The following is a 14,758-nucleotide window of genomic DNA, read 5'->3' on the forward strand; positions in this document are numbered from 1 at the left end:
CATGATGGCGGCTCGGTCTTCAGCAGAGAGATGGCGATAGCAGTAAGTCATGGCAACACCGTACCTGATGAGTTACGTGTTGCACTTGGTCATTGAGACCGCCAACATAGCAAAGGAAATAGACAAAAAGATTTCAAACAAAAGGAGGTCAAGAAGCCTCGACGAGCCCTAAACAATCAACAAACAACCTAGGCGGAGCAAGACAATGAAAAACATCAAGACAAACTTACCTCTCACTCTTATTGCGAGCAGCATCCTCGTCGCTGGGACAGTGCATGCTAAAACTATAACTTGGGCGGACACCTCCGATATCTACTCTATGGATCCCCACGGCCAGGCCATTAGCCCTACGTTAGCCTTCCTTCACCATATCTACGAACCGCTCGTGCGATATAATCAGAACCTCGAAATCGAGCCTGCCCTTGCAACCCGCTGGGAGAAAGTGGAGCCGGACCGCTGGCGGTTCACCCTGCGACAGGGTGTCAAGTTCCACGATGGCAGTGAGTTCACCGCTGAGGACGTAGTTGCGTCGCTTGAGCGTGCGACCCACCCCGACTCCCCCATCCGCGGTAACCTGCCCGCCGTGGCGGGGGTCGAGCGGGTCGACGACCATACCGTCGATATCCACCTCAACGGCAGTTACCCCCTGCTCCTCAATGACCTCACCAATGTCTACGTCCTCGATAAGCAATGGATGAGCGAGCACGGCGCCTTGCAGCCCATCGACCCCAGCAAGGGCGAACAGAGCTACAGCACGACGCATACCAATGGGACTGGCCCCTTCGTACTCGAAACCCGTCGTCCCGATGCCGAAACGGTTCTTACCGTCAACGAAAAATGGTGGGACGAGGCCGAACACAACCTGACGCGCATCGAGTTCACACCCATTGCATCCGATGCGACACGAGTATCGGCGCTCCTCTCCGGCCAAATCGACATGATGCTGAGCGTGCCGTTGCAAGACATCGCCAGGCTCGAGAACGCACCAGGCATCCAAATCCTTGAGACACCGGGACTGAGAACCATCATGCTGGCGTTCAACCAGTCACCAGCAACGCTCGAGGATAACGGCGCCGAGGGCAATCCCTTACAGGAAGTGAAGGTGCGTAAGGCACTCTATCAGGCGATCAACATGGAGTTGATCCATGACAAGCTCATGCGGGGCAAGTCACGCAATGCGGCTCTGCCCGTGGCGCCCGCCGTACCCGGCTATGCAGCAGAACTCGATGAGCGTTACCCCTATGACCCCGAGGCCGCACTCCAACTGTTGGCCGAGGCCGGTTATCCGGATGGATTCAGCGTCGGCTTGGATTGTCCCAACGACCGATACGTGCGGGACGAGGAGATCTGCCAGGCGATTTCCGCCATGTGGGCCCGCATCGGCGTCGAGACGCGGGTCAATGCGCGCAATGCCAGCAACCACTGGCAGGAGGCCCTGAACGGTGGATCCGATATCTGGATGTTCGGTTGGGCGACCCTGCCAATGCTCGACTCCTTCAGCATCCTGTCACAGGTGCTGTCCAGTCCGCATGACAAGTACGGCGCCTGGAATCCCGGCGGGTATCACAATCCTGAAGTCGATGCTCTCATCGAGAAAATCTCCGTCGCGCAGGACGAGCAGGAGCGACTGTCGATGATCGACCAGGCATTCGAGCTCTCCAAAGCGGATATTCCTTTGCTTCCCCTCCACCAACAGCCCCTGATCTGGGCAACCAACGACGATATCCAGGTGCCTCAGACACCCGACAACAAGGTGAGACTGTGGTACGCCACCGTCGAATAAGCCAGCACATTAGATGGCCGGCGACAGCCTGACACAGGCTGTCGCCCTCTTCCTCTCCTACAGGATAGGGCAATACCATGATTGCATTCCTGATACGCAGGCTTCTGCAAGGCGCGCTGGTGATGCTTGCCGTAGCCTTCATCGCCTTCAGTATGTTTCGCTTCGTCGGTGACCCGGTCACCAACATGCTGCCCCAGGACGCGACACTGGAGCAGCGTGCCGAACTACAGGCGCGGCTCGGCCTGAACGAACCGCTCCCCGTCCAGTTCGGTTACTTCATCACCAATGCCGTTCAGGGAGACTTCGGCATCTCCTACCGCAATCAGCGACCGGTATCGAACCTGATCGCCGAACGCCTGCCTGCCACCATGGAGATGGTCCTCGCCGCCGTAGTGCTATCGCTGGTGATCGGCATTCCCATGGGGGTCTATACCGCGTTGAGGCGCGACAGTTGGCTGAGCCACCTGTTCCAGGCGGTCTCCTTGGCAGGGATCTCCGTACCGACTTTCGTCACCGGTATCCTGCTGATTCTGGTGTTCTCGGTGTGGTTGAACTGGCTTCCTTCCTTTGGCCGCGGCGAAGTGGTGGAGCTTGGCGGCTGGAGCACCGGACTGCTGACGGTCAGTGGCCTCAAGGCCTTGATCATGCCGGTGATCACCCTGTCGCTGTTCCAGATCACCCTAATCATGCGGCTGGTGCGGGCGGAAATGCTTGAGGTCCTCAAGACCGACTATATCCGCTTCGCCCGGGCACGCGGCCTGACCAACCGTGCCGTCCATTTCGGTCATGCCCTGCGCAACACCCTGATGCCGGTGATCACCATCACCGGATTGCAGATCGGCGCCTTGATCGCCTTTGCCATCATCACCGAAACCGTCTTCCAGTGGCCGGGTATGGGGCTGCTGTTCATGCAGGCAGTAAGTTTCGTGGATATCCCGGTCATGTCCGCCTACCTGGTCATGGTGTCGCTGATCTTCGTGGTCATCAACACCATCGTCGACATGTTGTATTTCGTGGTCGATCCACGACTGCGCGTCGACACAGGCAAAAACAACACCAGCGCCTGAGGAGCCACCCCATGAGCACCCTAACGCAACGCTTCACCAACGACTGGCGCCGCTTCATCGACAGCGACCTGTTCTACAGCTTTCGTCGCTCCCCAATCACTGTGGTTGCCACCCTCGTGGTGGTCACCCTGATCCTGTCGGCAGCCCTGGCGCCCTGGATCGCCCCCCATAACCCCTTCGATGTCGGTACCCTGAGCTTGCTCAACAGCGAGCTGCCGCCGGCCTGGATCGAGGGCGGCGACCCCGCCTTCCTGCTGGGTACCGACGGCCAGGGCCGTGATGTTCTGTCGGCCCTGCTGTACGGGGCCCGCATCTCCATCCTGGTGGGACTGGCAAGCGTGGCTTTCGCCATGACGTTGGGCGTCTGCCTGGGCCTGCTCGCCGCTTATGTGGGCGGGGCGGTCGACGCCGCCATCATGCGCATCGCCGATGTGATGATCAGCTTTCCGCCGATCCTGGTGGCCCTGCTGATCAACGGCGTCGCACGCGGCGTCCTGCCACCTGAAATGCAGCACGACGCCGTGATCTTCGTGTTGATCCTGGCCATCGGCCTGACCACCTGGGTGCAGTATGCGCGCACCGTACGTGGCTCCACTCTGGTCGAGAAGAACCGGGAATACGTACTGGCTGCGCGCGTCATTGGCCTGCGCTCGCGCTCGATCATGGCCAAGCACATCCTGCCCAACGTGATCGGTCCCATCCTGGTGGTGGCCACGGTCAACCTTGCAGTCGCCATCTTGATCGAGGCCGCCTTGTCCTTCCTGGGTGTAGGCATGCCGCCCACCGAACCCTCGCTGGGCACCCTGATTCGCATCGGCAACGAGTTCCTGTTCTCGGGAATCTGGTGGGTGGTCATCTTCCCGTCCACCGTCCTGGTCCTGCTGGTGCTGTCGGTGAACCTGCTGGGCGACTGGCTGCGCGATGCCCTCAACCCAAAACTGCGCTGAGAGAGACGATCATGACAGAACACAAGGTCACATCCCCCGTGCTGGATGTTCGTGATCTGCACATCGAGTTCGATACGCGCCACGGGGCGCTGAAAGCCATCGATGGTGTCTCGCTGCAGATCGCCCCAGGCGAGATCCTCGGGGTTGTCGGTGAGTCCGGTGCTGGCAAGTCGCTGACCGGAACCGCCATCACCGGCTTGCTGGAAAGCCCTGGGCGCATCGCCGGTGGCAAGATCCACCTGGAGGGACATCGCATCGATACCCTGTCCCAGGACGAGATGCGGCGCCTGAGGGGCCGGCGTATCGGTGCTATCTTCCAGGATCCGCTGACCAGCCTCAACCCCCTGTACACAGTCGGCCGGCAGCTCATCGAGACTATCCGCACACACCTGCCGATGAGCAAGGCACAGGCGCGCCAGAAGGCCATTCAGCTGCTGTCCGAGGTGGGCCTTCCGGCGCCGGAGACGCGCATCGACCAGTACCCACATCAGTTCTCCGGCGGCATGCGCCAGCGAGTGGTCATTGCCCTGGCCCTGTGTGCCGATCCCAAGCTGGTGATCGCCGACGAACCGACCACGGCCCTGGACGTCTCCGTCCAGGCGCAGATCATCACGGTTCTCAAGCGCCTGTGTCGGGAACAGGGCACCGCCGTCATGCTGGTGACCCACGACATGGGGGTGATCGCCGAGGCGGCGGATCGCGTGGCCGTGATGTATGCAGGGCGGCTGGTCGAGGTCGGTCCGGTCGCCGAGGTGGTCAAGTCAGCCAAGCATCCCTACACCCAGGGCCTGATGAACTCCATTCCCACCGTGCTCCATGATGTCGAGCGGTTGGAACAGATCGAAGGATCCATGCCGCGGCTGACTGCGATTCCCGAGGGTTGCGCCTTCAACCCCCGCTGCCCCCATGCCTTCTCGCGGTGTCGCGTCGAACGTCCCAACCTGATCGCCGTAGGCGACAGCGACGCCGCCTGCTGGCTGGTCGAAGACATGGAGGAGCCCCTGTTGCCGAGATCGGAGACCGCCAAAACCGCCACACTGTCCGATCACCACGTCTGAGGAGCAGGCATCATGAACATGAATGAAACCATCAAGATAGCCGCTCCGATGTCGGCACCGCACAACATAAGGGAGGACGTCCCTCATACCCCCACTCAACCCGTCTTCCGCATAACCAACCTGAAGCGCTATTTCGATGTATCGCCCCCACTACTCAATCGCCTGCTAGAGCGCAAGGGCAAGCAGGTGGTCAAAGCCGTGGATGGTGTCAATTTCAATATTTATCGTGGCGAGACCTTTAGTCTAGTGGGTGAGTCAGGTTGCGGGAAATCGACCATCGCTAAACTGGTAGTCGGATTGAATGGCACTACCGACGGAAGCATCGAGTTCGAGGGACAGGATATCGCCCGTCACAGCCGACAGGACATGGATGCCGTTCGCCACCGAATGCAGATGATCTTCCAGGACCCCTATGCCAGCCTCAATCCTCGCTGGCGGGTGGGCGATATCATCGCCGAGCCGATTCGGGTCTTCGGCCTGCTGGATGGCAAGGAGGAAATCGCCAACCGCGTGAAGGAGCTGCTGCAGGGTGTTGGGCTCAATGTACAAGACAGCGAGAAGTATCCGCACGAGTTTTCCGGTGGACAACGCCAGCGCATTTCCATTGCTCGAGCGCTGGCCAGTAATCCCGAATTCATCGTCTGCGACGAACCCACCTCTGCGCTCGACGTCTCGGTGCAGGCGCAGATCCTCAACTTGATGAAGGACCTGCAGCGCAAATTCGCACTGACCTACCTGTTCATCAGCCACGACCTCTCGGTCGTGTACCACATTTCGGACCGGGTGGGCGTCATGTATCTGGGTCGCCTGGTGGAAGTCGGCGACAAGCATGAACTGTTTCGACGGCCCCAGCATCCCTACACGCGCATGCTGCTCGACTCCATTCCCGACCTGGAAATGACGGGACGGGCGCGCACGCCAGTCGCTGGTGAGGTGCCAAGCCCCCTCAACCCACCCAGCGGCTGTGCCTTCCATCCGCGTTGCCCTCACGCCACGGAGCGTTGCGAGCGCGAAGTGCCCCAGCCAATCCACAATGTCGAACACGGCTTCGTCGCCTGTCATGCCGTCGAGGAAGGTCGACTCATCGCGACGAGCTGAAACGACCTCGAGAGTGTAGTGAAGGAAAATCCTATGGAATTCAATTTCGACCGACTGACCAAGCAGGAGCGTTACAAGCTGCTCGTCAGCTTCATCGTGCCGCGACCCATCGCCCTGGTCACTACGATCGATGCCGACGGGGTCTCAAACGCCGGCCCCATGAGCTTCTTCAACGTGTTCGGCGATGAGCCGCCGATCCTGATCCTGGGCATCCAACACCGCCCTGACGGGCGCTTCAAGGACACCACCCAGAACATACACGACAGTGGAGAGTTCGTGGTAAACCTGGTCAATGAGCAGATTGCCCCCCACATGATTACGACCTCCCTGGACTTCGCACCGGAGGAAGATGAGGTATCTGCCTCGGGACTGACGCTGGCCCCCAGCCGCAACCTACGTGCAGGTCGTATCCTGGAGGCGCCAGTATCCATGGAGTGCCGGAAGACGGAGTCGTTGGAATACCCCAGCCGTTCAGTGATCGTCGGCGAAGTCTTGCACATGCATATACAGGACAAGTACATCGACCCACGGACGCTGCGAGTTCGCCCCGATGCCTACCATCCCCTGGCGCGGCTGCATGCAGATGCCTATCTGTATGCCGCTACCCAGTTCGAGCTGCCGCGACCCAGCATGGATCAATGGCAGGCCACGCAGGAGGCAGCACGCCAGCAAGAGACCGTGATCGGCCAAACCAGCACCACTATGGACCATGGCATCAACTGACCAGGGAGAAGATCGTGTCGAATAGCTTGCTGTTGCGTAACGTACGTCCGCTGGAGGGCAACTGCGTGGACGTGCTGGTGACCGATGGCGTGGTAAGCCGTGTGGGCCCGGCACTCGAGGCGCCCGACGTCCCGGTTGTGGAAGGCCACAACGGCATCCTGCTTCCCGGCCTGGTGGACGCTCACACCCACCTGGACAAGACCCACTGGGGCCAGCCGTGGCACCGTCACAGCGCCGGTCCCACCATCCAGGAGCGCATCGCCGATGAACGACGAGTCAGACAAAGGCTTGGCTATTCACCGGCCGTCCAATCGGCCAGCCAGGTACGTCAGTCCATCGCCATGGGCACCACCCATATCCGTACCCACGTCGATATCGACACCGAGATCGGCCTGGCCAACCTCGAGGGAGTGCTGGCCACCCGCGAGCGCTTCCAAGACGCTCTGACAATGCAGATTGTCGCCTTTCCGCAAAGCGGTCTATTGGTACGCCCCGGCACCCAGGAACTGATGACCGAAGCCATACGCTTAGGCGCCGATCTCGTAGGTGGGATCGACCCATCAAGCATGGATCGCGATCCGGTCCGTCATTTGGACAGCATCTTCGCCATCGCCGATCAGCAGGGCACGGGCGTGGACATTCATCTCCATGAACCCGGCATGCTGGGCGCCTTCGCTTTGGAGCTGATCGCCGAGCGCACGGCGGCACTGGGGATGCGGGGCAGGGTCACAGTGAGTCATGCATTCTGCCTGGGCATGGTGGATGACGCCTACCTCGACCACCTTACCGGCCTTCTGGTCGACAACCGCATCGCCATCATGACCCATGGCCCCGGCCACATCGAATTCCCCCCCGTGCGCTGCCTCCACGAAGCAGGGGTTACCCTGTGCTGTGGCTCCGACGGCATCCGCGACTCCTGGGGCCCCTACGGCAACGCCGATATGCTGGAACGAGCCATGCTGCTGGGCTTTCGCAGCGGCTTCCGTTGCGACGAGGACCTGGAGCTAGTGCTCGACATTATCACCCGGGGTGGCGCCGAAGTGATGGAGACAGAGGATTACGGCATCACGCCAGGCTGCCGTGCCGACCTCACCGTGGTGGCCGGCGAGACCCGCGTGGAGGCGATCATGAGCCGCACGCCACGCATCGCCGTGATCAAAGGCGGCCGCCTGGTCGCCGCCAATGGCAACTGCCTGATATAAAAAGGGAATATCTCGATGACGAGGACACTGATTACCGGCCGCTATGTGATCGGCTTCGATGGCCAGGGCCACGTGATAATCCCCGACGGGGAAGTCGTCTTCGAGGACGACACCATCATCCACGTCGGCTTCGGCTATGCCGAGTCAGTGGACGAGCGCATCGACGCCGGCAATGCAGTGGTCGGCCCCGGCTTCATCGACCTGGATGCCCTGGCAGACCTCGACTCGACCGTACTGGGATTCGACAACGCCCCCGGCTGGCGCCATGGCCGCGTCTGGGCGAGCACCTATGTCGAGCGCGGGCCACGCGAGGTCTACACACCGGAGGAGGAAGATGCCAAGAAACACTATGCCTTCACGCAGCTGCTGCTCAACGGGGTCACCACGGCGCTACCGATCACCTCGTTGCTGTATCGGGAGTGGAACGAGACCTATGCGGAGTTCGCTCGCGCCGCGGCGATCGGTGCCGAGTTGGGCATCCGCCTGTACCTGGGGCCGGCCTATCGTACCGGGGCGTCCGTGGTTCACCCGAACGGGCACCTCGACATCCATTGGGACGTGCCGCGGGGCATGCGTGGCCTCGAGGCCGCCATCGAGTTCGTCAAGGACTATGAAGGATATGCCGATGGCCTGATCCGCGGCATGCTGGCTCCGGACCGCATCGAATGCTGCACCCGGGAGTTGCTTGAAAGCACAGCCCTAGCTGCTCGTGATCTCGCATGCCCGGTCCGCCTTCATTGTTGCCAATCTCTTCTGGAGCTCGAAGCAATACATGCCCGATTTGGTTGTTCATCCCTAAGCCTGTTGGAAGATATTGGTCTCTTGGGCCAGAGGGTAATGCTGCCTCACGGTATTCACTTGGGAGGAGTTCAACCCACAACGAAGACCATCGAACGTGATCTCGACATCCTGGTGGAAAACGGATCCACCTTAGTCCACTGCCCGTTAGTCAGTGCTCGCATGGGGCATTTCATGAATTCATTTTCCAAAATGCGAACCCGTGGCATTAATATTGGTCTGGGGACGGATACGTTCCCACCCGACATGATCACAAACATGCACACTGGCATCATGATCACGCGAGTAGTGGATGGCAATGAAACTTCCTGCTCAGCGGCCGACTACTACAATGCCGTCACCTTGGATGGAGCGGCAGCTTTGAATCGATCCGATTTAGGCCGTCTGGCTCCTGGGGCCAAAGCAGACATAACGATATTCGACCTGGAAGGCTTTCATCTTGGGCAACTCATCGACCCCATCCAGACCATGGTTATGAGCGGCTCAGGGCGAGATTTTTCTCGTGTCATCGTAAATGGTAAAACTGTAGTGAAAGATCGAAAAATTTCAGGCGTCAACTTTCAATACTTAGCAAATCAAGCACAGGATCAGTTTGACCGACTGCGTGCCTCATACCCAGAACGCACACACCTTCATCCACTGGAACAAGAAATTTTTAATAGCTCGTTTCCTATTGCATACCTCGAAAAGAAGTGACAGACGGTAGGCAGAGGCTTCTGTAAAGCACTGAACCCTAGTACTACTATGTCATAAACATCGACATCTGCTATGCAAGATCCCCATGAGACCTTGGTGCAGATGCCATCTCAGCGTAGTGATGGACTCACTCACGTGGCGCTAGGTGCGTGATATGACCCCGCGGCAGGTACCCTTCGGGTAGGGCAGGTGCCGGGAACAGTGCGATTTTTTTGATCCCGACGACGCAGCCGTTCGGCGACCAAGAAACCATGGGTGGCAATGCAGAGGCAGACATGGTGGTGAAAGCCTCGCCAATTGCGCCCCTTATAGTAATCCAGCCCTAACGCCTGTTTGAGTTCCTAGTCGTCGCGTCCGATCCGACAGCGCGCGTTGGCGATCAGGTGATGGAGCGCCTGATGGCGGGCCTGGACATGCGCCGGATTGACGCTGGCGGCGATGGGCTCGATGCTCTTGCGAGGCAGGGGCAGCATCAAGCCATAGCAGTAGTCCTTGAAGCCAGACACACGGTCGGCATGGCTCCAGCTTGGGCGCCAGCTCGTCCAGGTAGACATCGAAAGCCTCATGGAGGGTGTGATGTGCCATAGCGCCTCCCCCTGACTCGGAAACCACCGCGGTGGAACGCTAGCAAACCAAGTCAGCATCCCCCAGCAAAGCCGGGAGATTACCTTTTTATTTATGGCTCCGTAGTACTAGGTAGTCCTCTCAACATATGCTGAAAGATATATCTGAGAAGATAAGTGCAAAATACTTATGCAAGAAGCGCTTCAGTACAGCTCCGAGGCGATCAACCCGGCGCCGATCGCCACCAGGGTGACGAAGGCCAGGCGACGCATGGCGAGCGCGGACAAGGGAGGCGGCCAGCGCCGCCCGGCGTAGGTGGCCAGGGCCACCACCGGGATGGCCCAGGCCGTGAGGGTGAGGATCTCGGCGTCGAGCTGTCCGCGCAGCGCGACGAACAGGGTGCGCACCCCTGAAGTGGCCGCGAACAGCAGGATCAACATGTTGCGGATCGCTACCAGCGGCATCGGCTGACGATAGCACTGGTAGATCACCGGCGGCCCGGCGATGCCGAACAAGCCGCCGAAGAGCCCCGACAGCACCCCGCTGACGAAGAAGCTCTTCCTGGAGGAGAGCGTGTCGTGCTGGCGGGGGCGCAGCACCAGGCTCACGCCGCCGTAGATCACCACCAGCCCCAGGGCGACGCGCACCACGCTGGCGGCACTGCCACTGAGGTAGTCCAGCAACAGCACCCCCGCGACGATCGCCGGCAGGATGCCGGCGATCGTCGCCGCGGTCACCCGTGGGTCGAGATGTCCGAGCTTGCCCGGCAGCGCCACCGCCGAATTGGCCAGTGTCATCAGGCTGACCACCGCCGCCACCGAGGCCACCGGGGCGACCTCGAGCCCGCTGGTCGCCCCCATCACGATCATGCCCAGGCCGAAGCCGGTCACCGTCTGGAAATAGCCGGCGACGGCGGCGATCGCCAGGAACGGCAGCAACACCGCAAGGGTCATCCTGCCCCCATCCTCAGCATGCCTGGGCCCCGGCTTCGGCCACCTGGGCCTGGACCGCGGTCACGGCGATGACGTTGATGATGTCGTCGACGCTGCAACCCCGCGAGAGGTCGTTGGCCGGCTTGGCCAGCCCCTGCAACAGGGGCCCGACGGCCTCGGCGCCGCCGATGCGCTCGGCCAGCTTGTAGCCGATGTTGCCGGCCTCGAGATCGGGGAAGATCAGCACGTTGGCATTGCCCTTGACCTGGGATTCGGGAAGCTTGCGCTCGGCGATCTCGGCGACGATGGCCGCATCGAGCTGAACGTCCTCGTCGATGGCCAACCCGGGCCGCAAGGCCTTGACCCGGCGGGCCGCCTCGACCACCTTGTCCACTACCGCATGCCGGGCGCTGCCGCTGGTGGAGAAGGATAGCATGGCCACCCGCGGCGCCTCGCCGAGCAAGGACTGGGCGCTGTCCGCCGCGGCCATGGCAATCTGCGACAGCTGTTCGGCATCGGGATCGATCACCAGGCCGCAGTCGGCGAAGATCAACCCGCCCTTGAGGCTATGGAACGGCTGGCACAGCATCATCAGGAAGAAGCTCGACACCAGTCGACATCCCGGGGCCATGCCCAGGACCTGGATGGCCGTCCGCACCACCTCCGAGGTGGTCAGCACGGCCCCCGCCACCGAGCCATCGGCATGGCCCTCGCGGACCAGTAGATTGGCGAAGCATAGCGGCTCGAGGACTTCCCGCTCGGCCCGCTCACGGGTCATGCCCTTCTTCTCGCGCAGGTCATGCAGGGCCCTCGCCAGCCGCGGCGTCAACGGCGAATCGGCGGGGTCGATCAGCTCGACGCCGGTCAGCCCGATGCCGTGCCCGGCCGCGGCGGCCTCGGTGCGCGCCCGCTCGCCCACCAGCAGGATGTGAGCCAGGCCCTCGCGGGTGGCCCGGGCGGCGGCCGCCAGCACCCGCGGGTCCTCGCCTTCGCACAGCACGATGCGCCGGGGCGACCGGCGCGCGCGCTCCCGTATGTTGTTCAGCGCTTTCATCTCGCGCACCTCTCGATCGTCTTGCCCGAAAGAAGAAGCCCCCGGCAAAGCCGGGGGAAGACCACATCCATTACTCGGTATCGCCTCAGACGTAGTCCTGGTACTTCTCCAGCAAGCGAACCGGCTTCTTCAGGGCATCGCGGCGGAAGGGGTCGCCCAGCTCGCGGGTGCACATCACCTCGATGATGCAGGTCTTGCCCTCGTTCATTTGCAGGTCCACCGCCTTCTTCAGCGCCGGGCCCACGTCCTCCAGGCGATCCACGGTGATGCCTTCCGCGCCCATCGCCCGGCCGATCTCGGCGAAGCTCTGGTTGTCCAGCTCGCCGGCCACGAAGCGACGATTGTAGAACTCCACCTGGTTCTTCTTCTCCGCGCCCCACTGGCGGTTGTGGAACACCACCGCGGTCACCGGGATGTCTTCCCGCACCGCCGTCATGGTCTCCATCAGGCTCATGCCCCAGGCGCCGTCCCCGGCGTAGGCGATCGCCGGCCGCTCCGGCGCCGCTGCCTTGGCGCCGATGATGGTCGGCAGCGCGTAGCCGCAGTTGCCGAAGCTCATCGGTGCGAAGAAGCTGCGCGGCCGCTCGAAGCGCAGGTAGCTGTGCGCCACGGCGTTGATGTTGCCGATGTCAGTGGAGACCATCACGTCCTCGGGCATCGCCTTCTCCAGCTCGCGCAGCACCTGACGCGGGTGCAGGTACTCGCCGCCCGAGAACGGCGTCTCGCCGGCGGCCTCGTCGATGGCGTCGAGGCTGAACGGGTCCTTCTCGTGGGTCCACTCGTCGAGCTCGCGCTCCCAGGCGGCCTTCTCGTCGCGGATCTTGGCGGCGCGCGCTTCCTTGGAGGCGTCACAGGCCAGGTCACGGTTGGCCAGGCGCTCGCTCAGCGCCTCGGCGGAGGCCCGGGCGTCGCCGCAGATGCCCACCGCGATCTTCTTCACCAGCCCCAGCATCTTGTGGTCGGCGTCGATCTGGATGATCTTGGCGTCCTTCGGCCAGTAGTCCAGGCCGTGCTGCGGCAGGGTGCCGAACGGCCCCAGCCGCGTACCCAGCGCCACCACCACGTCGGCCTGGGAAATCAGCTTCATGCCCGCCTTGGAGCCCTGGTAGCCCAGCGGCCCGCACCACAGCGGATGGCTGGCCGGGAAGGAGTCGTTGTGCTGGTAGCTGTTGACCACCGGCGCCCCCAGCCGCTCGGCCAGCGCCTGGCAGGCCTCCACGCCATCGGCCATCACCACCCCGCCGCCGGAGACGATCACCGGGAACTCGGCCTCGGCCAGCAGCGCGGCCGCCTCGTCCAGGCTCCGGGTGCCACCGGGGCCGCGGTCCAGCCGCGAGGGCTCGGGAATCTCGCACTCGATCTCGCCGTAGAAGTAATCCCGCGGGATGTTCAGCTGGGTCGGGCCCATCTCCGACATCGCCCGGTCGAAGCAGCGCCCGGTGTACTCGGCCATGCGCGCCGGATGGGTGACGTGGCCCTGGTACTTGGTGAACTCCTGGAACATCGGCAGCTGGTGGCACTCCTGGAAGCCGCCCAGGCCGATGCCGGTGGTGCCCGCCTCGGGGGTGACGATCACCACCGGGCTGTGCGCCCAGTAGGCCGCGGCGATGCCGGTCACGCAGTTGGAGATGCCCGGGCCGTTCTGGCCGATCACCACGCCGTGGCGCCCCGAGACCCGCGCGTAGCCGTCGGCCATGTGCGCCGCGCCCTGCTCGTGGACCACCGGCACCAGGCGGATGCCGGCCGGGGCGAAGATGTCCATGGCGTCCATGAACGCCGAGCCCATGATGCCGAACATGTCGGTGACGCCGTTGGCCACCAGGGTTTCGACGAAGGCCTCCGAGGGGGTCATGGTCTGCTTGCCCTGCACGACCTGGCGGGTGTCTGCGGTGTTGTCGGTGCTCATGGGAGTTCCTCCGAGCCGGTCATTGACGTTATATGGAACCATTCATTCCGTTTTCCGGAATGGATCTGACTCTAGGAGCCCGGCCGACGCCCGTCAACAAAAATTTCAAAAAATGATATGATTTCTACCAAAAACAGGAATTGATATATGCTGACCCTGACCCCGATGCGGATGCGAGGTGCCCCATGAAACCCGACGTGGCCAAGCTCGATGGCGACACGCCCACCATGCGGCTGCTGTCACTGCTGGAAGTGATCGCCGAGAAGGACCAGTTCTTCACCCTGCAGGGCCTGGTCGAGGAGACCGGACTGCCCAAGCCTACCCTGCACCGCATGCTGCAGCAGCTCGAGGCGACCGGCATGCTCCAGCGCGATGGCGACAGCCGGCAGTACGGACCGGGGGTACGCCTGCGCCGCCTGGCCGAGAACCTGTTGCTCAACAACACCGTCCAGGGGGCCCGGCATGCGGTGCTGCAGCGGTTGGTGGAGGAGGTCGGCGAGAGCTGCAACATCACGGCGCTGTCCGGCAACGAGGTGCTCTACCTGGATCGCGTCGAGACCACGGCGCCGCTGCGCTTCTACCTGCACCCCGGCTCGCGGGTGCCGGTGCACTGTTCGGCCAGCGGCAAGCTGTTCCTGGCGCAGATGAGCCCCGCCCAGCGCAAGCGCCTGCTGGCCCCCGTGGCGCTGGAGCGGTTCACCCCCAACACCCTGACCGACCTCGACGCCCTGGAGGAGGAGATCGGGCGGGTGCGCCAGGACGGCTACGCCTTCGACGACGAGGAGTTCCTGCCCGGGCTGCTGTGCATCGCGGTACTGGTGCCCGGCCACAAGGGGCGCTCGAACCTGGGGGTCGCCATCCAGGCCCCGGTGATGCGCATGACCCCGGAGAAGGGGCTGCAGTGCCTGCCGGCACTGCAGCGCGCCGCCG

12 protein-coding genes and 1 pseudogene are annotated in these 14,758 nt (G+C 62.4%); 9 read left to right on the top strand and 4 right to left on the bottom strand.

Features of this window, described 5'->3' with window-relative positions:
- The first annotated feature begins 205 nt into the window (after nt 1-205).
- The 8 genes from QWY80_RS02330 (at nt 206) to QWY80_RS02365 (ending at nt 9,372) form a co-directional block, all read left to right on the top strand.
- Nucleotides 206-1,783 carry an ABC transporter substrate-binding protein gene (locus QWY80_RS02330; RefSeq protein ID WP_290229065.1) on the top strand — a complete coding sequence of 526 codons (1,578 nt, stop codon included), beginning with the start codon at nt 206-208 and terminating at the stop codon, nt 1,781-1,783.
- A 77-nt stretch (nt 1,784-1,860) separates the two neighbouring features.
- Nucleotides 1,861-2,850: an ABC transporter permease gene (locus QWY80_RS02335; RefSeq protein WP_290229066.1), complete on the top strand. Its 990-nt coding sequence runs from the start codon at nt 1,861-1,863 to the stop codon at nt 2,848-2,850.
- Nucleotides 2,851-2,861: 11 nt separating this feature from the next.
- A complete protein-coding gene (locus QWY80_RS02340) occupies nt 2,862-3,797 on the top strand; it encodes an ABC transporter permease (protein WP_290229067.1) in 936 nt (311 codons plus the stop codon).
- Nucleotides 3,798-3,808: 11 nt separating this feature from the next.
- Nucleotides 3,809-4,855: an ABC transporter ATP-binding protein gene (locus tag QWY80_RS02345; protein WP_290229068.1), complete on the top strand. Its 1,047-nt coding sequence runs from the start codon at nt 3,809-3,811 to the stop codon at nt 4,853-4,855.
- Between the two features lie 12 nt (nt 4,856-4,867).
- Nucleotides 4,868-5,953, top strand: a complete 1,086-nt coding sequence (locus QWY80_RS02350; RefSeq protein WP_290229069.1) for an ABC transporter ATP-binding protein — start codon at nt 4,868-4,870, stop codon at nt 5,951-5,953.
- 33 nt (nt 5,954-5,986) lie between these two features.
- Nucleotides 5,987-6,676 carry a flavin reductase family protein gene (locus tag QWY80_RS02355; RefSeq protein ID WP_290229070.1) on the top strand — a complete coding sequence of 230 codons (690 nt, stop codon included), beginning with the start codon at nt 5,987-5,989 and terminating at the stop codon, nt 6,674-6,676.
- Nucleotides 6,677-6,690: 14 nt separating this feature from the next.
- Nucleotides 6,691-7,878, top strand: a complete 1,188-nt coding sequence (locus QWY80_RS02360; protein WP_290229071.1) for an amidohydrolase family protein — start codon at nt 6,691-6,693, stop codon at nt 7,876-7,878.
- A gap of 15 nt (nt 7,879-7,893) precedes the next feature.
- Nucleotides 7,894-9,372, top strand: coding sequence for an amidohydrolase family protein (locus QWY80_RS02365; RefSeq protein WP_290229072.1), 1,479 nt, complete (start codon nt 7,894-7,896; stop codon nt 9,370-9,372).
- A 368-nt stretch (nt 9,373-9,740) separates the two neighbouring features.
- Here the strand turns inward: QWY80_RS02365 and QWY80_RS19395 are convergent.
- From QWY80_RS19395 to xsc, 4 genes and pseudogenes are all read right to left on the bottom strand, one after another.
- Nucleotides 9,741-9,957, bottom strand: a pseudogene (locus QWY80_RS19395) (transposase); the annotation flags it as partial.
- Between the two features lie 182 nt (nt 9,958-10,139).
- On the bottom strand, nt 10,140-10,889 hold the full coding sequence (locus tag QWY80_RS02380; RefSeq protein WP_290229073.1) for a sulfite exporter TauE/SafE family protein: 750 nt from the start codon (nt 10,887-10,889) through the stop codon (nt 10,140-10,142).
- A gap of 13 nt (nt 10,890-10,902) precedes the next feature.
- Nucleotides 10,903-11,922 (bottom strand): phosphate acetyltransferase, encoded by a 1,020-nt coding sequence (gene pta, locus QWY80_RS02385; RefSeq protein WP_290229074.1) that lies wholly within the window; start codon nt 11,920-11,922, stop codon nt 10,903-10,905.
- 85 nt (nt 11,923-12,007) lie between these two features.
- Complete coding sequence (gene xsc / locus QWY80_RS02390) at nt 12,008-13,828, bottom strand: sulfoacetaldehyde acetyltransferase (protein ID WP_290229075.1); 1,821 nt, start codon at nt 13,826-13,828, stop codon at nt 12,008-12,010.
- 185 nt (nt 13,829-14,013) lie between these two features.
- On the opposite strand from xsc, the gene QWY80_RS02395 reads away from it, so the two are divergent.
- Nucleotides 14,014-14,758 (top strand): IclR family transcriptional regulator (locus tag QWY80_RS02395; RefSeq protein ID WP_290229076.1); only part of this gene is annotated, 745 nt, incomplete at its 3' end.

The sequence above is a fragment of the Halomonas ramblicola genome (assembly GCF_030409215.1).
GTDB classification, from domain to species: Bacteria; Pseudomonadota; Gammaproteobacteria; order Pseudomonadales; family Halomonadaceae; genus Halomonas; species Halomonas ramblicola.